Annotated in this window: 24 protein-coding genes; 11 read left to right on the top strand and 13 right to left on the bottom strand. The window is 70.2% G+C overall.

The window, feature by feature from the left end:
- Positions 1 to 174 precede the first annotated feature (174 nt).
- The 6 genes from QL985_RS04035 to QL985_RS04010 all read right to left on the bottom strand — a co-directional run bounded on the left by QL985_RS04035 (position 175) and on the right by QL985_RS04010 (position 7111).
- On the bottom strand, positions 175 to 753 hold the full coding sequence (locus QL985_RS04035) for a DUF3817 domain-containing protein (RefSeq protein ID WP_191873602.1): 579 nt from the start codon (positions 751 to 753) through the stop codon (positions 175 to 177).
- Positions 750 to 1829, bottom strand: a complete 1080-nt coding sequence (locus tag QL985_RS04030) for a hemolysin family protein (protein WP_259905820.1) — start codon at positions 1827 to 1829, stop codon at positions 750 to 752. Before QL985_RS04030 ends, QL985_RS04035 begins: the two co-directional genes overlap by 4 nt.
- Complete coding sequence (locus QL985_RS04025) at positions 1826 to 3370, bottom strand: hemolysin family protein (protein ID WP_259905821.1); 1545 nt, start codon at positions 3368 to 3370, stop codon at positions 1826 to 1828. Before QL985_RS04025 ends, QL985_RS04030 begins: the two co-directional genes overlap by 4 nt.
- A 207-nt stretch (positions 3371 to 3577) precedes the next feature.
- Positions 3578 to 4990 carry a TIGR01777 family oxidoreductase gene (locus QL985_RS04020; protein ID WP_259905822.1) on the bottom strand — a complete coding sequence of 471 codons (1413 nt, stop codon included), beginning with the start codon at positions 4988 to 4990 and terminating at the stop codon, positions 3578 to 3580.
- 46 nt (positions 4991 to 5036) lie between these two features.
- On the bottom strand, positions 5037 to 6164 hold the full coding sequence (locus QL985_RS04015) for a Gfo/Idh/MocA family oxidoreductase (RefSeq protein ID WP_191873612.1): 1128 nt from the start codon (positions 6162 to 6164) through the stop codon (positions 5037 to 5039).
- A gap of 149 nt (positions 6165 to 6313) precedes the next feature.
- Complete coding sequence (locus QL985_RS04010) at positions 6314 to 7111, bottom strand: carbon-nitrogen hydrolase family protein (protein ID WP_259905825.1); 798 nt, start codon at positions 7109 to 7111, stop codon at positions 6314 to 6316.
- Between the two features lie 143 nt (positions 7112 to 7254).
- Between QL985_RS04010 and QL985_RS04005 the strand changes: the two genes are divergently transcribed.
- Positions 7255 to 7434, top strand: coding sequence for a hypothetical protein (locus tag QL985_RS04005; RefSeq protein ID WP_259905827.1), 180 nt, complete (start codon positions 7255 to 7257; stop codon positions 7432 to 7434).
- A 15-nt stretch (positions 7435 to 7449) separates the two neighbouring features.
- Here the strand turns inward: QL985_RS04005 and QL985_RS04000 are convergent, their stop codons facing one another.
- Positions 7450 to 7842, bottom strand: a complete 393-nt coding sequence (locus QL985_RS04000) for a hypothetical protein (protein WP_259905828.1) — start codon at positions 7840 to 7842, stop codon at positions 7450 to 7452.
- Positions 7843 to 8116: 274 nt separating this feature from the next.
- Between QL985_RS04000 and QL985_RS03995 the strand changes: the two genes are divergently transcribed.
- The 3 genes from QL985_RS03995 to QL985_RS03985 all read left to right on the top strand — a co-directional run bounded on the left by QL985_RS03995 (position 8117) and on the right by QL985_RS03985 (position 10888).
- Entirely contained in the window at positions 8117 to 8932 is an 816-nt protein-coding gene (locus QL985_RS03995; RefSeq protein ID WP_191873618.1) for a sulfurtransferase, read from the top strand.
- A 94-nt stretch (positions 8933 to 9026) separates the two neighbouring features.
- Complete coding sequence (locus tag QL985_RS03990; protein WP_191873620.1) at positions 9027 to 9905, top strand: hypothetical protein; 879 nt, start codon at positions 9027 to 9029, stop codon at positions 9903 to 9905.
- A gap of 257 nt (positions 9906 to 10162) precedes the next feature.
- Positions 10163 to 10888 (top strand): hypothetical protein, encoded by a 726-nt coding sequence (locus QL985_RS03985; RefSeq protein WP_223110724.1) that lies wholly within the window; start codon positions 10163 to 10165, stop codon positions 10886 to 10888.
- Positions 10889 to 10951: 63 nt separating this feature from the next.
- Here QL985_RS03985 and QL985_RS03980 read toward each other — a convergent pair whose 3' ends face one another.
- From QL985_RS03980 to QL985_RS03960, 5 genes are all read right to left on the bottom strand, one after another.
- Entirely contained in the window at positions 10952 to 11593 is a 642-nt protein-coding gene (locus tag QL985_RS03980; RefSeq protein WP_191873623.1) for a DUF1345 domain-containing protein, read from the bottom strand.
- 193 nt (positions 11594 to 11786) lie between these two features.
- A complete protein-coding gene (locus QL985_RS03975) occupies positions 11787 to 13223 on the bottom strand; it encodes an NAD(P)/FAD-dependent oxidoreductase (protein WP_191873625.1) in 1437 nt (478 codons plus the stop codon).
- 128 nt (positions 13224 to 13351) lie between these two features.
- Complete coding sequence (locus QL985_RS03970) at positions 13352 to 14203, bottom strand: SDR family NAD(P)-dependent oxidoreductase (protein WP_191873627.1); 852 nt, start codon at positions 14201 to 14203, stop codon at positions 13352 to 13354.
- 7 nt (positions 14204 to 14210) lie between these two features.
- A complete protein-coding gene (locus QL985_RS03965; protein WP_259905829.1) occupies positions 14211 to 15224 on the bottom strand; it encodes a lysophospholipase in 1014 nt (337 codons plus the stop codon).
- Positions 15221 to 16099 (bottom strand): helix-turn-helix transcriptional regulator, encoded by an 879-nt coding sequence (locus QL985_RS03960; RefSeq protein WP_259905830.1) that lies wholly within the window; start codon positions 16097 to 16099, stop codon positions 15221 to 15223. Before QL985_RS03960 ends, QL985_RS03965 begins: the two co-directional genes overlap by 4 nt.
- Before the next feature lie 142 nt (positions 16100 to 16241).
- Between QL985_RS03960 and QL985_RS03955 the strand changes: the two genes are divergently transcribed.
- The 6 genes from QL985_RS03955 (at position 16242) to QL985_RS03930 (ending at position 21602) form a co-directional block, all read left to right on the top strand.
- Positions 16242 to 17156 carry an alpha/beta hydrolase gene (locus QL985_RS03955; RefSeq protein WP_259905831.1) on the top strand — a complete coding sequence of 305 codons (915 nt, stop codon included), beginning with the start codon at positions 16242 to 16244 and terminating at the stop codon, positions 17154 to 17156.
- Between the two features lie 105 nt (positions 17157 to 17261).
- A complete protein-coding gene (locus QL985_RS03950; protein WP_259905833.1) occupies positions 17262 to 17888 on the top strand; it encodes an SDR family oxidoreductase in 627 nt (208 codons plus the stop codon).
- A 61-nt stretch (positions 17889 to 17949) separates the two neighbouring features.
- The gene (locus QL985_RS03945; protein WP_259905835.1) at positions 17950 to 18897 is read left to right on the top strand and encodes an alpha/beta hydrolase; all 948 of its coding nucleotides are present in this window, start codon (positions 17950 to 17952) and stop codon (positions 18895 to 18897) included.
- Between the two features lie 111 nt (positions 18898 to 19008).
- Complete coding sequence (locus QL985_RS03940) at positions 19009 to 19821, top strand: SDR family NAD(P)-dependent oxidoreductase (RefSeq protein WP_259905837.1); 813 nt, start codon at positions 19009 to 19011, stop codon at positions 19819 to 19821.
- 2 nt (positions 19822 to 19823) lie between these two features.
- Positions 19824 to 20837 carry a zinc-binding dehydrogenase gene (locus tag QL985_RS03935; protein ID WP_259905839.1) on the top strand — a complete coding sequence of 338 codons (1014 nt, stop codon included), beginning with the start codon at positions 19824 to 19826 and terminating at the stop codon, positions 20835 to 20837.
- A gap of 87 nt (positions 20838 to 20924) precedes the next feature.
- Positions 20925 to 21602 carry an enoyl-CoA hydratase/isomerase family protein gene (locus QL985_RS03930; RefSeq protein ID WP_259905841.1) on the top strand — a complete coding sequence of 226 codons (678 nt, stop codon included), beginning with the start codon at positions 20925 to 20927 and terminating at the stop codon, positions 21600 to 21602.
- Positions 21603 to 21766: 164 nt separating this feature from the next.
- Here the strand turns inward: QL985_RS03930 and QL985_RS03925 are convergent, their stop codons facing one another.
- Complete coding sequence (locus QL985_RS03925) at positions 21767 to 22351, bottom strand: maleylpyruvate isomerase N-terminal domain-containing protein (protein ID WP_259905842.1); 585 nt, start codon at positions 22349 to 22351, stop codon at positions 21767 to 21769.
- 266 nt (positions 22352 to 22617) lie between these two features.
- Between QL985_RS03925 and QL985_RS03920 the strand changes: the two genes are divergently transcribed.
- Positions 22618 to 22813: hypothetical protein (locus tag QL985_RS03920; RefSeq protein WP_290147591.1), on the top strand; the 196-nt coding region annotated here is incomplete at its 3' end.

Below are 22813 nucleotides of genomic sequence, written 5' to 3'. Positions count from 1 at the left end.
GCCTATCCGCCGGGTCCGCCGCGGCGCGTCATCCCGCGGGACGAGAAGCGCCCCGCACTCCAGCCCCCTGCCGGGGAGGAGCGCGGGGCGTCCACGGTGGGCCGGTCGCGCGTCGCGCGGCGGGGCGCTCGGAGCAGCGCCGACGAGGCGCTGCAGCGGCCGCGCCTCAACCGGTCAGTCGAACCACTGGGTGGGCGGGCCCGCCGTGAGCAGCACCATGAAGAGCAGCACCACGAACACCAGCAGGGCCAGCCCGGAGAGCACCGGCCACCGCAGGATCACGGCGAGCAACTTTTCCGCCGGGGTGCGCGCGGGTTCCCGGCCCGCTGCCTCCACCGACGCCGCCGGGGTGGACTCGGCGCCCACGGTCCCGGCCCCGCGCTGCGGTGCGGCGTGGGATGCAGCCTGCCGTGCGGCGTCGTCCGCCGGGAGCGTGCCCGCAGGGGCCACGCGCCACGAGTCGGAGAGCAGGCCCTTGCGCTCCACGTGGCGCTCGAAGGGCACCGTGGCGAACGGGACCACCGACAGCAGCAGCCCCACCACGCCGGTGGACGCGGGCCAGCGGCGGTCCGTCCAGACCACCACGGTGGCCACGCAGTAGCTCAGGAACACGAACCCGTGGATCCCGCCCCCGATGCGCACCGGGAGGTCCCCGGCGTGGAAGACGTACTTGGCGATCATGCCCAGGATCAGCAGCGTCCAGGTGACGGCCTCGGCGGTGGCGGCGGTGCGGTACAGCTTCCGGGGGCTCATGCGGCGTTCTCCTGATCGGGTTTGCTGGTGGCGTCGCGGACCTCGCCCACGAGCTCCTCCAGGACGTCCTCGAGCGCGACGATGTAGACCGACTCGTCCGAGGTGCGGGAATCGCGGGCCACCTCGCCCACGAGCGCGAAGTGCGCGCCCTTGGCCTGCATGGTGCGCGTGACTTTGCGCAGCTTGTCCCCCGGTGCCACACGCGCGAAGCGCCGCACGATCGCCGGGGGGATGGGCCGCTCGCGGGCGGTCTCCGGCAGACCCAGCACGTCCTTGGTGTGGAGGTAGCCCATGAGCCGCTCGTCCTTGTCCTGCACGGGGAAACGGGAGTAGCCGGTCTCCGCACACAGCTCCTCCACCCCGCCCACGGTGATGTCCGAGGGCACGGTGCGCATGCCGGTCAGCGGCAGGGCCACGTCCGCGGCGGTCTTGTTCTCGAAGTTCAGGGCGCCGGTGAGCAGCCGGATCTCGTCGTTGTCCAGCAGACCCTCGCGCCCTGACTCCGCCACGAACCCGCGGACGTCGTCCGAGGTGAACGCTGACGCCACCTCGTCCTTGGGCTCCACGCGGAACAGCCAGCGCACCAGGTGGTTGGCGCTCTCGTTCATGATCCAGATGAACGGGCGGAACACCACCACGAACCCGTGCAGCACGGGCACGAGCACCTGCGCCACCCGGCTGGGCACGGCGATCGCAATGTTCTTGGGAACCATCTCACCCAGGATCATGTGCAGGAACGTGACGATCAGCAGGGCGATCACCAGGGCGATCGGGTGCAGCAGCACATCGGGGACACCCAGCCAGTGCATGGGCACCTCGAGCAGGTGCGCGATGGCCGGCTCGCCCACCGCGCCGATCAGCAGGGAGCACGCGGTGATGCCCAGCTGGGTGGCAGCCAGGGACGTGGAGACGTTCTCGATGCCCTTGAGGGCGTACTTGGCAGACTTGGAGCCCTCCGACGCCAGCGGCTCCAGCTGGTCCCGGCGGGCCGAGACCACAGCGAACTCGCTCGCCACGAAGAAGGCGTTGCCGGCGAGCAGCAGGACCAGCACGATGATGGCGGTGCTCGTGGTCATCGGTTCTCCTCGCTGGGGTCTTCCTCGGACACGTCCTCGTCACGGTGGAACCCGGGAGCGCCCACGTTCTCCCCCTGGGAGACCCGGAACTGCTCGGCCGTCTCCGGCTCGGGGTTCTCCCCTCCCAGCGGGTCGGGACGTCCGGGGGGTTGCCACGCGGTGGACGTGGTGGAACCGCCTCGCTCGTCCGGGTTGCCGCCCACGCGGTGCACCAGGATCCGGTCCACGCGGTGCTGGTCCATGCGCACCACCTCGAGGCGGATCTCCGCAGCGGTCGGCAGGTCGTCCTCGTCCCGGTGGTAGTGGTCCACGGCCTCCAGGGTGAGGGAGTCCCCCACCTCGGGCAGCCGGTCCAGCTCCTCGGCCATGAGGCCGCCGAGGGTGTCGGACTCCTCGCCCTCGGGCATGTCCACGCGCAGCACGTCACCCAGCTCGTCCGGACGCAGCAGACCGGAGACCACCAGACCACCGTCACGGGTGCGGCGGAACCGCTGCACCCGAGTGTCCTGCTCATCGTCGATCTCGCCCACGATCTCCTCGATGAGGTCCTCCAGGGTGACGATGCCGGCGGTGCCGCCGTACTCGTCCACCACCACGGCCAGCTGCAGGCCCTTGCCGCGCAGCTGGCGCATCAGGGGATCCAGGGTCATGGACTCTGAGACCACGTCCGCGGGCACGCACACATCGCTCACGCGCACCACGGCGCGCTCGTCGAACGGGACCGCCAGGGCGTGCGTGTAGTGCACCACGCCCACGATGTCGTCCACGGACTCACCCGTGATGGGGAACCGGGAGTGCCCGGTCTCGGAGGCGGTGAGCAGCATGTGCTCCACGGTGTCGTCCGCGTCCAGGAACGTGACGCGGGGACGGGGGCGCATGACGTCAGCGGCCGTGCGGTCACCGAACTCGATGGAGCGCGCCACCAGTTCCGCGGTGCCGGCGTCCAGAGTGCCCTCACGGCCAGAGCGGCTCACCACGGACGCGAGCTCTTCCGCGGTACGGGCGTTCGCCACCTCCTCCGTGGGAGTGAATCCGAGCAGCCGCAGAACGGCGTTGGCGGAGCTGTTGAGCATGGCCACGAGCCATCCGAAGACGACCATGAAGATCTTCTGGGGCAGAACCACCACGTGGGTCACCCGCATCGGATCCGCAATGGCCCAGTTCTTGGGCACCAGCTCACCGAAGACCATCTGGGAGAACGTGGCCACGATGAAGGCCACCGTGGTCGCGATGCCCACGGCGGCGGCGTCGGGAACACCCGTCCAGCCGAGACCCTCCGCGAAGAGCGTGCCCAGACTGGGCCCGGTGAGGAAGCCGGCCATCAGGCTGGTGACCGTGATCCCCAGCTGGGCGCCGGAGAGGTTGGTGGAGGTCTTCTTGAGACTCTGCTCGATGGTGCCGGCGAGCTTGTCGCCGGACTGCTGCGCACGCTGGACCGCCTGGCGGTCCACGGTGAGGAATGAGAACTCGACTGCCACGAACAGTGCGTTGGCCAGCACCAGGAAGAGGAAGACGAGCAGGAGGAGCCAGGCTGTCAGCACCAGCTCACCTCGGGGCGCGGCGCGGTCACGCGCGGGAGGAACGGGGATGCGGTCGAGCGGGAATCAGGGGAGCAGCGGCGCTGCGCCGGACTGTCCGACTCCTTGTCATCGGCCGCGACGAGCGCACCGAGGTGCGCCGGGGGCCGGTTGTGTTGAGATGTCACCGGTCCAGGATACCGAATCCCCACGGCCCACCCGCGGTTCGTGTCAGCTCGTGCGGCCGAGAATGTGCTGGGCGCAGCCGCGCAGGTCCTCGTTGCGGAACCGGTAGCCGCTGGCCAGCAGCTTGGACACGTCCACGCGCTGGCTCACCGCCACGAGCTCCTCGGTGGCCTGGGCGCCCAGCAGGGCCTTGGGGCCGGCCAGCGGGGTGGGCACCACGGCCGGGCGGTGGAGCACCCCGGCCACGGTCTTGGCGAACTCCTTCTGCCGCACGGGTCGCGGTGCGGCCACGTTGAACGGGCCCTCGGCGTCGTCGGTGAGCGCCAGGTGGGCCACGGCGCCGGCCATGTCGTCCAGCCCGATCCAGCTCTGCCACTGCTTCCCCCCGCCCAGCGGCCCGGACAGTCCCGCCTCCATGAGCGGAAGCTGGGGCTTGAGCAAACCACCCGTGGGTGAGAGCACCAGGCCGGTGCGGATGTTGACCACCCGCATCCCGTACGCGGCGGCGCCGTGGGCGGCGCGCTCCCACTCGCGGCACACCTCGGCCAGGAAGCCGTCCCCGGAGGGCGAGTCCTCCGTGAGGACCTCGTCCCCGCGACCCGTGCCGTAGTAGCCCACGGCGGAGGAGACCACGAGCGCCCTGGGCCGCTTCTCCGCGGGCACCTGACCCAGCGCACGGACCAGCAGCCGGGTGCTGTCCACGCGGGAGGCCATGATCTTCTTCTTGTTCTCGTCCGTGAAGCGCGTGGCGATGGATGCGCCGCCCAGGTGGACCACCACGTCCACGCCCTCGAGGTCGTGCGGGTTCAGCACCCCCTTGTCCGGGTCCCAGCCGATCACACCCTCGCCGGTGTCCGCCCCGCGCTTCATGCGGAGCACGGTGTGCCCGCCGGTCTCCAGCAGGGCGCACACCTGCGTGCCCACCAGCCCGGACGAGCCGGCCACCGCAATGGTGAGGCGAGGGCCGTCGTGCTGGTCGTGGAACGCGAGGTCCGCCTTCAGCTGCCGCTCCCGGTAAGCGAAGATCCTGTTGAGCTGCGGGGTCATCACGCGCTCCCCCACGTCGTTGAGCTTGCCCGCCCACTGCGGCAGCGGCCGCACCGTGACCCGGTCCCGGATGAGCGTGCCGCCGGCCTCCGTCTCCTCGAAGACGTGCCGGTGCTCCCACTCCCCCAGCGGACCCTTGGCCATGCGGTCCGTGAAGTAGTGCGGCGGGTCCCACTCGCCGTGCTCGGCGGTCCAGGGCAGGTGCACCATGCCGAACGTCCCCGGCACGGACACCCCCAGCTTGGCCTCCGAGCCCGGCTCGATCCCGTCCGACGGCGCCTGGCGCACCTGGTCCGGGCCGCCGCCGAACGGCGGGGTGAGGCGGGGCAGGGCGCCGGGGCGCTCGTGCCACGCGAACACCCGCTCCCGCGGCTGGGTCAGGCGGGTCTCGTGGACGTATTCGTGGGTCATGGCGCTGCCGTTTCCGTTCGCTCGTGGGGCGGGTTGCTGGGGCCGATCAGCCGTTCTGGGGCACCTGGTCCACCAGCTCGTCGTCGCCGGGCTCGTCCGCCGGGGTCACGCGGCGCACCTGGCGCGAGTCCAGGACGCGCTCACGACGCCGCGGCTCGAGTGCCACCGGAGCGCCCGTCTCCAGGGACTTCAGCACGGCCGCGTTCACGCGGACGTCCAGCAGACCCTCCTCACCGCTGGGTTCGGGGGCTTCACCGCTGCGGAGGCAGTCCACGAAGTACTGGGTCTGCCCGCCGAACTGCTCCACGGGGTCGTGGGCGAAGCTCTCGGAGGAGCCGTCCCTGGTGAGGGTGTACTCGATGCCGGTGTCCGGGCCGAAGCCGAAGCACGGCTCCGCTGAGATCTCGCCCTCGGTGCCGGACACCGTGAAGCGCTCCACGGACTCGGACGCGTAGGAGATGGTGAACTGCGCGAGCCGGTCCCCGGGGAAGGTGAGGGTCACGGCCACGGTGTCGTCGAAGTTGAACTCGCGGTCCGGGGTGCGCACGCCCTTGGCGTAGACCTCCACGGGCTCGTCGTGGAAGAGGTTGCGCACCATGTTCTGCGGGTAGGTGCCCAGGTCCGGGATGGGCCCGCCCCAGTACCCGGAGTGCCCACGGTAGTTCTCCTCGGTGATGTCCTGGGAGAACGCCGCGGTGAAGTAGCGGGGATCGCCGATGACCTTCTGGTCCCGGACCTTTTCGATCATCTCCACGGTGCCCGGCTCCTGGTGCAGGCGGTAGGCGACCATGAGGGTGGCGCCGCTCTGCTCCGCGGCATCGATGATGGCCTGGCAGTCCTCCTCGGAGGTCTCCATGGGCTTCTCGAGCAGCACGTGCAGGCCGGCCTTCAGCGCGGGCTCCGCGAACTCGCGGTGCCGGAACACCGGGGTGGCCACGTACACCGCGTCCACGTCCCCGGACTCCAGCAGGGCGGGGTACTCCTCGTAGGAGTGGACGGCCACGCCGTACTCCTGGCCCAGCTCCTCCGCCTTCTCTGCACTGGAGGTCACCAGCGCGGCGAGTTCCGCGTCCTCGATCCGCTCCAGACCGGGGATGAACGCCTGCTGGGAGATCTGTCCGACGCCCACCACCGCAAAGCGGACCGGGCGGTCGTTCGGGATGCTGGCAACCATGGTGGTGAACCTCCGAAGGGTCGGGACTGCGGGTCACGCCCACCCGTCAGTGGGCTGATGACGTGTTCTGCGTCCACTGTAGGCACGCCCTCCGGCGCGTGTCAGCGCCCGTTCACCCACCGCGCACAGGTTCCGGTCCGCTCCCCGGGCTACAGCTCCCGCGCGTTGGCCAGCACCGGGATGGCCTTGCGGGTGCGCTCCACGAGGTCCATGTCCAGGTCCACCACCGCGTAGTCCGGGGCGTCCCCGAGGGAGGCCACCACGGATCCGTCCGGGGCGGCGATGAGGCTGTGCCCCACTCCGCGCGGCGCCTTCTCCGGGTTCTCCTCACCCGCGGCCAGCGGGTTCGCCTGGCCCACCGCCACCACCCAGGAGGTGGTGTCCAGCGCGCGGGCGCGGGCCAGCAGCTCCCACTGCTCCACCTTGCCCGGCCCGTCACCCCAGGACGCGCCGACCACGGTGATCGTGGCGCCGTCGTGCGCGAGCCGGGTGAACAGGCGCGGGAAGCGGATGTCGTAGCACGTGGCCACCCCCACGGTGGTGTCCCCCAGAGTGAAGGTGACGGGCTCGTCGCCGGGGTCCACGGTGTCGGACTCCAGGAAGCCGAACGCGTCGAAGAGGTGGATCTTGGAGTAGCCGCGCACGGTGCCGTCCGGCAGGGCGATCAGCGCGGTGTTGCGCACGCGCTCGCCGTCTCCGGGGGTGAACATTCCGGCCACGATCGCCACCGAGTGCTCGCGCGCAAGGTCGGCGACGGCGCTCGCCCACGGGCCGTCCAACGGCTCGGCGACGTCCGTGAGCCGGCGCCCGAACGCGAACATCGTGGCTTCGGGGAGCACGAGCAGGTCCGCGCCGTCCTCCCCCGCGCGCCGCGCGAGATCCGCGACGGACCGCAGGTTTTCCGCAGGGTCGTAGGTGCTGAGCAGCTGTCCGAGGGCGATGCGCATGCCTGCCACCCTAGAGGCCCCGCCAGCCTGCGGAAAGAGCAAAGCACGCCAGTGGAACGGTGTCGGTCGTGCGGGATCTGTGCTTATCCTCGACACCCGCCCCGGGCCCCCGGCACGGGCGTCGACCCCGGAACGAGGACTGCATGACCCGCAACAGGACCGCTCTCTTCGCCGTCTCGGCCGTGTGGCTCGCCGTGCTGCTCGCGCTGCTTCTCGGCCTCGCGCTGGGCGGACCGATGGTGCCCTTCGCGATCCTCGTGGGGATCGTCGCCCTGGCCGTCACCGGGTTCTGGGCCGTGCGCCTCAACCGCGACCAGCAGTAGTCGCGGGGATCCCGCTCAGGCGTTGCGCGCGATCTTCACCGCGCTGACGATCAGCGGGATCTGCAGCGGCAGCCGCCCGTACGCGATGGCCTGCCGGGCGGGTGAGGCGTTGCGCGAGTCCCACGCCATCTTCATGTTTCCCGGCCACACGCCCACGAACAGCGCAGCGGACACCGCCCCGCCGATCCTCCGGGTGCGCGGCACGAGCAGCAGCGCCGCGGTGGCCAGCTCCGCGTAGCCCGATCCGATGGACCACTGCCGCGGCGTTCCCGGCAGCTGCTCCGGGATCAGCGCATCGAACGGCTGCGGTTTCACCAGGTGCAGCACGCCCATCCCGGTCAGCGCCAGCCCGGAGAGCACAGCGGTTCGGTTGGCCTTGCGACGGGCGGTCATCAGTGTCCTGTTCATCCCCTCACCGTACCCACCCGCTCCGCCGAACTGGACCGCCGGGACACCCGCACCGGTCGACGACGCCGCTCGCACCCACCGCGCGCCGCACCCGTGGCCGTCACTTCCAGCGCTCCGTTCGGCGCGGGGCCGCCCACTCCTTGGGGATGCCTGTCACACCCGCAACTGCAGGGCGGGCGGTCGGAGAACTCCGCCGGGCGGCGTCGTTCCCAGCGCCGGGCACGCGCCCTACGCTAGGAGGCGAGCAGCGACGTCGTCGAACGAGGAGGCGGTCATGGACCCCTTTGTCACCCCGCAGTGGCTGGCCGAGCACCGGGACGAGGTGGTGCTCGCGGACGCGCGCCTGTACCTGGACGGGCGCAACGCGGAGGCCGAGTACCTGCAGGGGCACCTGCCGGGCGCCGTGTTCGTGGACGTGGGCGAAGACCTCGCGGAGCACGGTCAGCCGGAGGGTGGGCGGCACCCGCTGCCCACGCCCGAGCACTTCGCCGCGGCCATGTCCCGTGCGGGCATCGGGGACTCCAGCACGGTGGTGGCGTACGACGACGCCGGTGGCGTGATGGCCGCGCGTCTCGTGTGGATGCTGCGCGCCTCCGGCCACCGCGCCGCCCTGCTGGACGGCGGCCTGGACGCCTTCCCCTCCGAGGAGCGGGAGCGGCACCGCACCGTGCTGCCCGCCGCCGAGTTCACGCCCGTCCCGTGGCCGCGCGAGACGCTGGCCACCATCGACGAGGCCGCCCACGGACCCGTGGTGGTGGACGCCCGTGACCGCACCCGCTTCGCCGGGCACACCCCGGACCCCGTGGATCCCCGCTCGGGGCACATCCCCGGTGCCGTGAACGTGCCGTGCCGGGAGCACCTGCGGGAGGACCGGACGCTGCAGCCGGTCGAGAAGCTGCGAGCGCGGTTCGAGGCCGCCGGGGTCGTGGACGCCACCCGGATGATCTCCTACTGCGGCTCCGGGGTCACGGCGTGCCACAACCTCCTGGTGGCGGAGCACGCGGGCCTGGGCGCGGGACGGCTGTTCCCCGGCAGCTGGTCCCAGTACTCCCACACGGACCGCCCGGTGGAGACGTCCCCCACCAGCTGAACTGGCCGTCAGGCTACTGACACATTCCCCGGGCAGTGCCAAGATGGAGCACACCACACGTGGCCTGCGCCACCTCGACATCAGGAGGCTCGACATGACTCAGCACCCCGAGAACTCGGATCCCATCGCGTCCGCCGGCCAGATCGACGACCCGGACCAGCCCACCACCGTGCACGGCAAGGACGACTCCCGCGCGGGCCGCGACACCCAGCCCGAGGAGAGCTCGGCGGACGGGGACCCCGAACAACCGGGCACCCGGCACCGCTCCGGCGCAGCACCGCACCACGACGCCGCCCCGGCGGCTTCCGCCACCCGCGGCACCGCCCAGGAGGGCCGCACCGCCACGGACGAGCACGACGGCAAGCCCCCCAAGGCACTGCGTGAGACCGGTTTCCCCGTGGTGGACGAGGGCACCGTGGACGCCCAGCACAACCGTGAGGTGGACTCCGAGGCGCTGGCGGGCACCCGCAAGTTCCAGCCGCGCCCCGGCGACGCCAACCCCAACGTCTCCGACAATCCGGCGGACCGGCTCGACACCGCCAGTGGTGTGGGGCGCGCACGCTCCACCGAGGACCGCCGCCATGACGGTCACGGGCAGCCGGAGACCTCGGGTGACCACATGGCATCCGAGCACGTGGCCGGCCCGCGGGGCGGCGTTCCCGACGGCGCCGTGCAGGTCGAGGCGGACGGCTCCGGAACCGATCGCCGCACGATGGGCGAGGCTGACCGCGCCGGTGCGGGTCGGCGCGGCGCGGACGAGCACGGATCCCGCGACGAGCGTGCCTCCCGCGACGACGCCGGTCAGGACAGCACCGCCCAGTACGAGACCCCCGAGAGCATCCCGGAGGTCGAGCCGGTGCGCCACTCGCGCATCGTGGAGGAACGCGTGCAGGAGCAGGAGCGCGACTTCGACCTCGGGACCACCGAGGAGGGCGAGCGGTACCTCACCCCCCGGGACGTTCCCGGAGCCTGAGGACCGCCTCCCGAGCACCAGTCACCAGAGGACGCCCGGTCGGAGCCATCCGGCCGGGCGTCTCCGTGCCCGGTTCCACCCGGGCGCCCACCGGGATGACCCCCGAAGTGGGTCGTTCCCATGATTGTTCATCACTGCAGGTCAGCCCGTAGGTCCTCACACATTGGCGCTCTCTGTATGCGTTCGCAAAATCACGAGTTGGTGACGAACCCTGTGTGGCGTTGCGCACAGCGCTCGCGATTGCGAACCTGTTTGCTATGGCGAAGCGACGCAGCACACGAACATGGCTGGCCGCCGCCGTGCTGCTCGGCACTGTGACGGTGACCGGGTGCGCGGGCGGCTCCTCCGGCGATCCCGAACAGGGCGGCCCGTCGGCACATCCCGAGGCGGGCGCCCCGACCGGCGGAGAGAGTTCCGTGGCGCCGGCTCAGGGGGTCACACCCGCGGAGGCCGGAAGCGCGGACACCTACGAGCTCACACAGACCTACACGGACCCGGACAAGCTGTTCACGGTGAAGTACCCCGAGGACTGGACGGCTGAGCAGAGCAACGGCTACCTGGAGCTGAAGAGCCCGGACGGGAAGGTCACGGGATCCGTGGCCTCCACCAAGGCCCGGCCGCCCAAGGGCGACTGGTTCACCCGGCCGTCGCATCCGCTGATCGGGCTCGAGACCCCCATGAGCGAGCAGGTGGAGGGCAAGGTCTACACGTACTCCAGCTACGTGCCCTCCCCCGCACGGGGTGACGGCGGCGGCGACTCGGTGATGTGGGGACTCACGGAGTCCGACAACAAGGGCATCGTGCGTCTCACGAACGGTGGGGACAAGGCGGCACTGCTGGCCGAGTTCCACTATGCCCCTGTCAACGAGGGCAACAAGCCCCTCTCCCAGAGCAAGGGAGTGGAGCTGGTCAACCAGATCAACCAGACGGACGAGGCCGGCACCGTGGACGCGATCCTGAAATCCGTCCGCGCCGGCGCGTAGGGCCCCCACGACCCATCGGCCGTCACTGCGGGGCGCAGAGCGCGGGGAGAGAAGCAGGCGCGGTCATCCTGGCAGCACACCGAGCACCACGTTCACCGTGGCCGCCAGGATGACCGTGCTGAAGATGTAGGACAGCAGGCAGTGGCGCAGGATCACGGCGCGCAGCCGTGTGGTGCTCACGTTGGTGTCCGAGACCTGGAACGTCATGCCCAGGTTGAAGGAGAAGTAGAGGAAGTCCACGTACCGCGGGGGCTCGTCGTCGTTGAAGTCGATCCCGCCCTCCGGGTGCCTGTAGTACTCGTGGGCGTACCGCGCCCCGTACATCAGGTGGAGCATGGCCCACGTGAGCAGGATGCCCAGCAGCCCCAGCACGGCACCGGTGGTGCGGGTCTCGGTGCCGCCACGGACCAGAATGACCATGATGGTCAGCAGGTTCACCAGGGACAGTGCCACCACGGTGGCCTCCTGCACGAGCGGCTGGAAGTCCTCGCGCACCGAGTTCCTGCGCGTGCGCGCGGCATCCATGGGCCACAGCACGGACACCGCCAGCACCACGTACGCCAGGGACACCCCGCACGCCCCCACCAGCACGGCCAGCAGTCCGTCCAGGGCCAGGGAGGCCACCCCACCCGCGACCACGCCCACCAGCACGGCGATCGCGAGTCTCAGGTGGGCGGACAGGGGCCGCCGTTCGGTGCTCGTCATGGGTCCAGGCTAGTGGGCGCGCCACGACGCGGTGCCGGTCGCCCGCTCGGTATCCCGGACTCGTGGGTTCGCCGGGCGAGCCATGGCATGACCCGTGCCCACGCTCCCGAGCGATGCCTTCCCGGGGCCGCAGATCACGTCCCACGCGGCCCCTCCTGCGGCGCCCGGCACGACAGGCCGACCAGGACGGTCCTCAGCGCAGCGAGACGGGCAGCTCTTCCAGCAGACGCAGCCAGATCTCGGAGACCGTGGGGTAGCTGGGCACGGCGTGGCGCAGCAGCTTCACGGGTACCTGTCCCACGATCGCAATGCTCGCTCCGTGCACCAGTTCGGTGGCCTCCGGTCCCACGAACGTGGCGCCCAGGAGGCACCCCGAGTCCTCGTCCACCACGAGCTTGGCGCGCCCGGCGGCGTCGTCACGCATCAGGGCGGCGCCGGCGGCACCGGTGATCGGAGCCTCCGCCACGACGACGCCGTGGCCCGCCTCCCGCGCCTCGGCCTCGGTCATGCCCACGGCACCCACCGGGGGATCGGTGAACACGGCCTGCGGCACGGGCACGACGGCGGGCGGCGCGCTCTCCGGGGTCCCGGCCAGTTTCGCGCCGAGCACCCGGGCCTCGTACTTTCCCATGTGGGTGAGCAGGGCGGCCCCGCTGGCGTCGCCCACGGTGTGCAGCCACTCGGGCAGCGTGCCCGCGCGCACGTCCTCGGGGGTGGCCCCGACGGTCTCGAGCCCCAGACCCGTGAGCCGTGGTGTGCGGCCGGTGGCGACGAGCACCTCGGAGACCGCGAGCTCGCCCCGCGAGCCGTCCCGCGAGATGGTCAGGTGCACCACTCCGCCGTGCACCCGCCCGAGCCCGGTGTCCTCGGCGTTCTCACGGGTGGCCTTCTCCACCGTGGTGCCGAGGCGCACGTCCACGCCCGCGTCCCGCAGGCTGGCGAGGACGAGCTCACCCACGAACGGCTCGTTCTTGGCGAGCAGCGCGCCTCCGCGGACGAGCAGGGTCACCGAAGAGCCGAGCGCGGCCAGCCACGTGGCGGCCTCCACGGCCACCACTCCGCCGCCCACGATTGCGATGCTCTCCGGGACCTCCACCACACCGGTGGCGTCCTGGGAGGACCAGGCGTGCAGTCCCTCCAGCGCGGGCGGGGCCACGGCGCTCGACCCGGTGGCCAGCACCACGGCGCGGCGTGCCGTGAGCAGCCGTTCCCCGTCCGGCCCGGAGACCCGCACGGTGCGGGGCGCCACGAGCTCCCCGCGTCCCCGGACCACCCCCAGACCGGCCTTCTGCGCCCAGCGCACCTGGCCGGCGTCGTCGTAGTGGGAGACCCAGGCGTCCCGGCGCGCGAGCAGCTCGTCGACCCGCACGGAGGGAGAGTCCACGCCCTGGAGGTGCGCGGCGGTGTTCGCCACCTCAACGGGGCGCAGCAGCGCTTTGCTGGGCATGCACGCGTAGTACGAACAGTCCCCGCCCATCAGCGACTCCTCCACGACCACGGAGGACAGCCCGCCGTCGTGCGCGTACTGGGCCACGTTCTCGCCCGCGGGCCCGCCGCCGATGACGACGACGTCCACGACGTCCTCCTCGGCGCTCGCGGTGCCCGGGGTGTACTGGTCAGAACCGGTCATCAGGTCCTCCGTTTCGTCGTCGTGGACGAGCCCTCGTCTCTGCCGCACTCCATTCTCCGCGCCAGCAAACAGTCCGCTCTCACCGCGGCACACCCTGTGGCGTGGGCAGCCGCAGGCGGCCCGCACCGTCAGAAGTCGGTGGAGGAGGAGAGCTTCCGCAGCTTTTTCGACTCTGCGTGAAGGGTCTTCGCCTTCTGCTGGGCAACCTCATAGGCGTCGGGTCCGGCGGCCCACCGCAGCGGCGGGTTCTTCTCCCCCATCAGCTCGACGACGGCCTTCGCGTACTTCGCCGGGTCGCCCGGCTGCGCGTGGTTGGACGCGTCGTACTGCGCCTTCGTCTCGGTGGAGAACGCCGCGTAGTCGCCCACCTGCACGTCGCCGTAGGACGCCGAGCTCTCGTCGAGGAAGTCGGTGCGGAAGAATCCGGGTTCGCTCAGCGTCACGCTGATGCCGAACTGCTCGACCTCCATGGCGAGCGTCTCCGCCCATCCCTCGAGCGCGAACTTCGTCGCGGCGTACGCCGAGGCCCCCGCGAAACCCTTCAGACCCGCGATCGAGGACGTGACGAGCACGTGACCGCTCCTGCGCTGACGCATGTGGGGCAGCACGGCACGCGTGACCGACATCGTCCCGAAGACGTTCGTGTCGAACTGGCGCCGCAGGTCCGCGTCCGAGATCGTCTCGAACGCCCCGAGCTGGCCGTAGCCCGCGTTGTTCGCGAGAACGTCGATGCGACCGAGCTCCTCGACCGTCTCTGCGACGACCCGCTCGACCGCGGCAGCGTCGGTGACGTCGAGCCGCGGGGCACGACGCACCCGGTCCCCGTACTCGGCCAGTGCCTTCGCCGTGCGCTCGGGGTGGCGGCCGGAGGCGACGACGGTGTGGCCGGCCTCCAGCGCGGCGCGCGCGATGGCCAGCCCCAGACCGCGGCTGCACCCGGTGAGGAACCACACCTGCGTGGACTTCGTGAAGAGACTCATGACGACCTCACTTCATGTGCGCGTCGAACCACGCGACGAGCTTCTCGGGGTGGTCCCCGAAGTAGTTGTACGCGTAGAAGCGCTGGTTGGAGTCCTCGATCCAGAACAGCTCCTTGTCCTCGGCACCGAGCGCGTCGAAGATCTCCTGGCCGTCCTGCTCCGCGTGGATGAGGAAGTCGCGCTTGAGCTGCGCCATGAAGGTGGGCACCTTCACGGCGTGGGCGTGCGGGCGCGGTGTCTCCTCGTCCAGCCGGAAGCCGGTCAGCTCGCGGATGCGCACGTCCAGCCGCTCGGCGGCCTTCTCCGGGTTCATCTTCGCGAGCTCGGCGCCCTTCTCGATGAACGTCCTGCCGCTGACCACGTTGACCACGGCGAGCGCCCGGACGTCCTCGAACTCCTCCGGGTACAGGTCCATGGCGACCATCGTGGAGTTGCCGCCCATGCACCGGCTCCACAGCCCCACCGTCATCTCCGGCCAGCGCTGCTTCGCGTAGCGCACCGAGCCCACGACGTCGCGGGCCTCCACCAGGCCGAGCCCCGAGGTCCCGGCAGGGTCGGAGGCGCTGCGGCCGTGGTTGCGCAGGTCGTAGGCAAGCAGGTTGTAGCCGGCCTCGTGCAGGGCCTTGAGCTCGGGCAGGAAGTTGACCTCGAAGCCGCCGAACATGGTGTTCCACGGGGCGAGGTGGCCAGGGAAGCCGTAGCGGTTGCAGGTCATCGGGTGGTTCACGACCAGCAGCTTCCGGGAGCCCTCGGCGGGGATGAACCAGCCCTCCAGGGTGATCCCGTCCATGGCCGGGAAGAAGACGTCCTCGTAGGCCATGCCGTACTCGTCCGGGCGGCGCAGCACCGGGGTGCGCACACCGTGGGCGAACATCTGCGCATAGATCTCCACCAGGGGATCCAGCTTGTTGGTGACGGCTTCCTTCACCGTCTTGGCCACGCTCGTGGCCATCGCGGTGGGCTTGGCGTCGTTCTGCCCGCGGTCGGTGCTGGTCTCGGTGATCTGGTTCAGGTCGGTCATCGTGCTGCCTTTCCGTGGCTGCGGTCTGGTTCGTGGTTCGTCTGCGGCGCGGCGTAGAGGCTGGAGAGCAGCCGCAGCCCGTCGCGCGTGGCGGGACGGTCCGGGTCCGGCGTGTATCCGAACAGCCGGGTTCCGGGCATGCCCGTGACCTCCAGGGCTTCGTAGCGCAGGTGCAGCGGTCCCACCTCGGCGTCGTGCACGAGCTTCACGCCACGCCGATGGTCGGCGACGTCGTGTGCCCGCCACCGGCGCGCGAACGCCTCGCTGCCCTCGATGAGCTCGTCCACGAGCTGCTGGGCCGTGCCGCCCGGTGCCCGGGCCACCTCCACGCGGAGCATGGCCGCGGCGTCGTCCGCGATGGCGTCCCAGTCGTCGAAGAACCGCGCGGCGTCGTCGTCGAAGAACACGTAGCGCGCCAGGTTCGGCTGCTTCTGCGTGTCGAACACGCGGCGGTACAGGGCGCGTCCCAGGTCGTTGGCGGCCACGATGTCCAGGGAACCCGTCTGGATGACGGCCGGCGCGTGGACGATCGCGTCGAGCAGCTGCTGCAGCGCCACGGGGACGCGGACGGGCGCCTGCCTGGTGGGACGCGGCGTCGACGATCCCCGGGCGAGGTCGAAGAGGTGGGCGCGCTCGGTGTCGTCGAGCTGAAGGGCTCGCGCAATCGCGGCAAGCACCTCGTCGGAGACCCCGCGCACCTGGCCGCGCTCCACCTGCACGTAGTAGTCGATGCTCACCCCCGCGAGGGTGGCGACTTCTTCCCGGCGCAGTCCGGGAACGCGGCGGCGTGTGCCCCGCGGCAGTCCGACGTCCTCGGGCTGCAGGCGTTCGCGCCGCGACATCAGGAACTCGCGGATCTCGGCAGGAGAAGTCATGGGAGCCAGGCTATCGGCGGACCGTGGGCCCATCCAGGGGCTGCCAGTACCCCCGACAACGGCCACTGCCACCGCGGGATGAGCGCCCCTAGCGTGGAGGTTGAACAAGCACGAACGGCACCACCGACGAAAGGTCACCCTCATGCAGCACATCACCTTCCCCAACGGCCCCGTGACCATGGCCGGGAACCTGTTCACCCCCGAGGGCTTCGACGAGACGAGGACCTACGCGGCGCTCGTCGTCGTCCACCCCGGCGGCGGCGTGAAGGAGCAGACGGCTGGTCTCTACGCGGAGAAGCTCGCGGCGCTGGGCTACGTGACCCTCGCCTACGACGCCTCGTTCCAGGGCGAGAGCGGTGGCGAGCCGCACTTCCTCGAGGACCCGGCCGCCCGCGTCCACGACGTCTCCGCCGCCGTGGACCACCTCCAGAGCCTCGACTACGTGGACCCCGAGCGGATCGGCGTGTGGGGCATCTGCGCGGGCGGCGGCTACGGCGCGACCGCCACGATGGTGGACAAGCGCATCAAGGCCTTCGGCGCGGCGTCGGCCCTGAACATCGGCACCTCGTGGCGCCAGGGCTGGGACGGCACCGGTGCCGTGAGCGACGCGAACGAGGCGCTCGCCGGCGTCGCCCAGCAGCGCACCGCGGAGAAGGCCCAGGGCGCGGAGGTGGCCGAGAGCCAGTACGTGCCCGTGGAGGTCACGGACGACGTCCCGCGGGACATGGCCGAGGCCCACGACTACTACCTGACCCCGCGGGCCCAGCACAAGAACGCGGAGAACCGCTACCTGCTCACCGAGAGCATCCCGCGGATCATGGCCTACGACGCGTTCCACCTGGCGGAGGACATGTTCACGGCCCCCCTGCTGCTCGTGGCGGGCGCCGAGGCTGGTTCCCTGTGGCACTCGACGCAGCTGCACGGCAAGGTCCGCTCGGAGAAGACGCTCGTGGTCGTCGACGGCGCCGCGCACATGGACTTCTACGACGTCCCCGAGTACGTGGACCGCGCCGTCGCGGAGGCGGAACCGTTCTTCGCGAAGCACCTCGCGGCCTGAGGGCCCGCACTCCACGGGGGTGCCGCGCTCCCCTGGTTGCGGGAGGCGGCACCCGATAGCGTCACCACCACAGGCGCCGCAGCGGTGCCACGGAAAGGAAGACTCATGACCAACGTTCTCGTTCTCGGTGCCAGCGGCCAGATCGCCCGCTTCGCCATCCCCATGCTCGCCGAGCAGGGTGACACGCTCACCCTCTTCGCGCGCAACGCCTCGAAGGTCCAGGCACCGGAGGGTGCCCGCGTCATCGAGGGCGACGTGCTCGACGCCGACGCCCTGAGTCAGGCCCTGGAGGGTCAGGACGTCGTCTACGCCAACCTCGGCGGCGAGATTGTCGCGCAGGCCGAGGCCCTCGTCTCCGCCCTCGACGCCGCCGGCGTGAAGCGGCTCATCTTCATCGTCTCGCTCGGCATCTATCACGAGCTCCCGGAGGCGTTCGAGGCCTGGAACCAGCAGATGATCGGCGACGCGCTCGTGGACTACCGCAAGGCCGCGGACGTCATCGAGGCCTCCGACCTCGACTACACGATCATCCGCCCGGCCTGGCTGACGAACAACGACGAGACCGACTACGAGCTCACGCAGCGCGACGAGCAGTTCAAGGGCACCGAGGTCTCCCGCAAGGCGGTGGCTGCGTTCATCGCCTCCGTGGTGGCCGACCCGAGCACGCACTCGCACGCCAACGTGGGCGTCGACAAGCCCGGCACCGAGGGCGACAAGCCCGCCTGGTACTGAGCGACCAGCCGCCCGGGCGCGGCACCGCCAGTTCCTCAACGCACGACGCAAGGAGAAACACATGAGCGAGACCACCAAGAAGCCCGTCACCGTTCCCGGCCCGGGCTGGGACATCGCCGCTGACCTCATCCTCCCGCCCGGGTTCGACGAGTCCAAGACGTACCCGGCCGTCATCAGCGGCCACCCGATCGGCTCGTGCAAGGAGCAGACCTCGGGCAACGTCTACGGACCGGCGCTGGCGGAGGCGGGCTTCGTCGTGATCGCCTTCGACGCCTCCTTCCAGGGTGAGAGCGGTGGCGAGCCCCGCTGGACCGAGAACCCAGTGCAGCGCAGCGCGGACTTCTCCCATGTGACCGACTACCTGGTGACGCTCGACTACGTGGACGCCGAGAACATCGGCGTGCTCGGCATCTGCGGTGGCGGCGGCTACGCCACGAACGCGACGATGCTCGAGCGCCGCATCAAGGCCCTCGTCGCCGTGGTGCCGGTCAACTACGGCCGCCTCATGCAGGAGGGCTTCAGCCAGTACGACCCGGTCGCGATGCTGGAGCAGGTCGCCGAGCAGCGCACCAAGGAGGCCCGCGGCGGCGACGTGCAGGTCAACGAGCTGCTGCCCTCCTCCCCCGCTGCGGCGGAGGAGGCCGGTCAGAGCGACCGCGACGTCGTCGAAGCCACCGACTACTACAAGACCGACCGCGGCCAGCAGCCCAACGGTGTGGCACGCATGAACCTCGGCACGCTGAACCAGGCACTGAACTGGGATGCGTTCCTGCGCGTGGAGACCATGCTGACGCAGCCCGCCATGGTGGTCGTCGGTGACCAGCCCGGGGCGTTCGGCTCCTACCGCGACGGCATGGAGCTCTACGGCCGCCTCGCGAGCAGCGCGGACCGCCAGCTGCTCGTGCTGCCGGACACGTCGCACTACGACCTGTACGACAAGCCCGAGCCCACGCAGAAGGCGCTCGAGCAGATCATCCCGTTCCTCAAGCAGCACCTGAACCTCTCCTGAGAGGCCCCAGGGTCCGTCCACCGGACCCAGCAGAACGCCGCCCATGACGACGACGTGGGCGGCGTTCTGCGTCCCCCCGACCTTCTTTTTCATCCAGAAAGGCAGTCCCCCATGACTCAGCACGTCCTCATCACCGGTGCCTCCTCCGGCTTCGGAGCCGCCCTCGTGCGCGCCTACGCGCAGCAGGGCTGGAAGATCACCGCGACCATGCGCAACCTCGCCAAGAAGCCGTCCGAGTTCGACTCCCTCGACGGCGTCAGCGTCGTCTCCCTGGACGTCACCGACGAGGCCTCCATCGCCGCCGCCGTGGCGGAGGCCGAGGCGACGAACGGACCCGTCGACGTCCTGCTCAACGTCGCGGGCTACGTCGTGCAGGGTGCCGTGGAAGAGGTCCCGCTCGCCGAGTGGCGGGCGCAGTTCGAGACGAACGTCGTCGGCGTCGTCGCCGTGACCCAGGCCGTCCTGCCCGGCATGCGCGAGCGCCACCGCGGCCACGTCATCAACTTCTCCTCCGGCGCCGGGGTCATCGGCATGCCGCGCCTGGCCGCGTACTCGGCGTCGAAGTTCGCTGTGGAGGGTCTCACGGAATCGTTGGCCCGCGAGGTGAAGCACCTGGGCATCCGCGTGACGATGGTGGAGCCCGGCGTGTTCGAGACCGAACTGGGGTCCTCCGCGTCCCAGACGGAGAACCCGATCGATGCCTACGACGCCACGGCCGAGCAGATGCCCGACCTCTACGACTGGACGCCCGGTGACCTGGACGCCTCAGCCCGCGCCATCGTCACGATCAGCGAGGACGACGCCGCACCGGTGCGTTTCTATGTGGGCCACGGCCTCGACTCGGTGCGCCGCCACTACGACGAGCGCCTCGCGCAGTGGGCGCGCTACGAAGACCTCACGAACACGACGAAGACGAAGGGCTGACGATGACTGAGAAGAACTCTGCGGTGGAGCTGCCGGAGACAATGCGTGCGCTCGTGGTGGGGCACGGTTCGACCTGGAAACTGGTGGAGCGCGAGGTTCCTCGCCCTGGTGAGGGGGAGGTGCTCGTGCGCGTCCACGCGGCGGCGTCGAACAACGGCGACGTGCCGATGCTCGACGGCGCAGACCCCGCCTCGGGCGGCAGCGGCGAGGAGGCGGTGGCCGGGTTCGAGTACGCCGGTGAGATCGCCGCCGTCGGTGACGGGGTGAACGAGTGGAACGTGGGCGACGCCGTCATGGGGTCCATGCCGGCCGCATACGCCGACTATGTCTTGGTCGATGCACGCTTCCCGATGCCGCGTCCGGCCACGATCACGCCGGTCGAGGCGGCCACCCTGCCCGTGGGGCTGCTCACCGAGCACGGTGCGCTCGTCGCCGCGGACTTCGTGAAGGGCCGTTCCGTGCTCGTCACCGGCGCGAGCTCGGGCGTGGGGCTCGTGGGTGTGCAGGTGGCCAAGGCGGTGGGCGCCTCCACGGTCCTCGGGACCACGCGGCGTGAGTCGATGCGCCAGGTGCTGACCGACCACGGTGTGGACGAGGTGATCGTCACCGACGGCGACGACCTCGCCGAGCGGGTGCTCGCCCTCACCGAGGACGGTGTGGACGTGGTCCTCGAGCACCTCGGCACACCGGCGTTCGCACAGTCCGTGGAGGCCACCGCGCAGGAGGGTCATCTGGTGCCCGTCGGCCGCGCCGCGGGCAGCGAGGCGACCATCAATCTTGACCGGGTCGGTCAGCGCCGTCTGACCATCCGCGGCGTCTCGTTCGGCTTCACGCGCCTGCAGGAGATGGCCGACGTCGTGGCCGGGCTCCTGCCCGAGGTGATCCCCGCCGTGGAGCGCGGCGAGATCCGCGCCGTCGTCGACTCGACGTACGACGTGACCGAGCACGAGAAGGTCGTGGAGCGTCTGCGCTCGGGGGAGAACGTCGGCAAGGTGGTCATGACGTTCGTGGACTGACGGCCCCGCTGACCGGCGTCCCCTGCCCAGCGGTGGGGCGCCGGCCGCGCGGTCTTCTCCGTGGGGGTCTTGTGCGATGCTGACGAGATGACTCAGCTGACCCGCCAGGAGAACGTGTTCGTCCTCGACATCAGCGACTCGCCCGATGACGACCACCGCTTCACCTACGAACGGATGCGGGCCATCGACGCCGCCCTCACACAGGTGGAGTCCACACCCGGGGATCTCGCGCTGGTGATCACGGCACAGGGCAAGTTCTTCTCGAACGGGCTCGTCCCCGAGCTCTTCGTGGAACCGGAGTACAGCGCGGCGTTCCAGGGCCTTGTCGCCCGGCTGCTCGTCTCCGAAGTCCCCACGGTCTGCGCAATCAACGGCCACTGCTACGCCGGCGGGCTCCTGCTGGCCCTCGCGTGCGACGAGCGCTGCGCCCGCTCGGAGCGCGGGTTCCTCTGCCTCCCGGAGACCTCGATCCGGGTCCCGTTCACGTCCGGACTGGCCGCCCTGGTCACGGCCCGCCTCGCCCCGCGCGCGGCCCACCGCGCCATGGTCCTGTCCGAGCGCTACGACGCCCCCGCGGCCGTGGCGGCAGGAATCGTCGACGACGCCGTTCCCGGCGCGGATCTGCTGGCCCACGCCGTGCGCCGGGCCAGTGAGTTGAGCCCGCTCCGCGGTTCCGTCCTGGCCACGAACAAGCGCCGACGGTACGCGGAGGTCGTGGAGGCGCTACACCGCCCGGAGCAGCTCACCGTCGAGACGGGCGCCTGAGACTTCTTCTTGGCGCTGCGCGTTCGCAAGGCGACATCCGAGTCACGTTACGCGTGCATCAGCACGTCGCAAGACGGGGGGCTGGTGTGGGACGCTCCCCGTCGTTCTTGTTCTATGGCTGATAACACCTGGCAGAAGCCGCAGCACTCAAGGAACGCCAGGAATCAGTGCGTGATGGGGACAGCGGAGTCCCAGGACCACGCCTCCAGCCGAGGGCGCTCGCCCAGGGGCGCTCGGCCACAGCAGTAAAGAAGCACGGCAGCGGGATCACCGGTAGGAGCGTTCGGGAAAAGCCGATCCAGTAATGGTGCGCACAAGGCCGCGGGTGGCTTCCACTCCAGCCCCAGTCCACTGGCCATGTCGTACGTGTGGACAAGAATTTCGACTGCGCCCATCGCAGCGAAACCGGAGCCGTCCGACACCCCGTAGGGGTGCCAGCCCCTGGCCTCGGGGTGGGCATTCTCAACTGCCTGCTCGAGCATTTGACCACACATGACGATTGCATCAAGAATTTGGCGATTGGTTGCGTTCGGATCGACAACGATGTCGATGGGCAGATAACTGCCCTGGGGCTCGGCGATGATCTGAGACGCGTAGGAAAACAGGTCGTCTGCCACGTGCACCGCTGTGTCACGACAGGACCACTCCACGTCGCCAGCGGGGGCCGCCCATGACGTGTCTGCAACGGAACCCAGAAGCGACCGCATCTGCATAACCGAATCGCTGAGCACATTCGTCATCGAGTCCATGCATCGATATTAGTGCCGCGCCGCCCTGGAGCGCTCTGGGGTTCTCCCCATAGCGGGGTGTGAGAGGGCGTGGACAAACCACCACCCTCATCGGGGGGGAGGTAGGTAGATAGGTTGAGCTCATCACGAGCTCCGTCTTCTGGCATCCATCGGTTACTACCGTCTCAGCGAACAGGAAGCTTCTGCAACGATAGTTGGCGCTCATACGAACTGTGTCGCGTGCAGTGCTATCACGGTCGCAGTCACTGCCAGCCAAAGGTGCGCAAGTGCCGGAGCGTGAGCTTCTACTGGAGATCGCGTATATAGGCTGCGTTCCCGAGAATCGCTGGTTTGTACCTGTCAATGTCCGCCGTGGTGACCTGCTCGGCGATCACTTGGAGAAGGGTGGGACTGCCGCACATTTAGGTGACAGTTGGGGGTGTCAGGCCGCGAGGCTCACGGCCGGGTTCATGATGGTCTCGT

Origin of the sequence: Kocuria sp. APC 4018, from assembly GCF_030407675.1 — a bacterium.
GTDB classification, from domain to species: domain Bacteria; phylum Actinomycetota; class Actinomycetes; order Actinomycetales; family Micrococcaceae; genus Kocuria; species Kocuria rhizophila.
The sequence above is the reverse complement of the archived record's forward strand: the minus strand, read 5'-3'. Positions and strand labels throughout refer to the sequence as shown.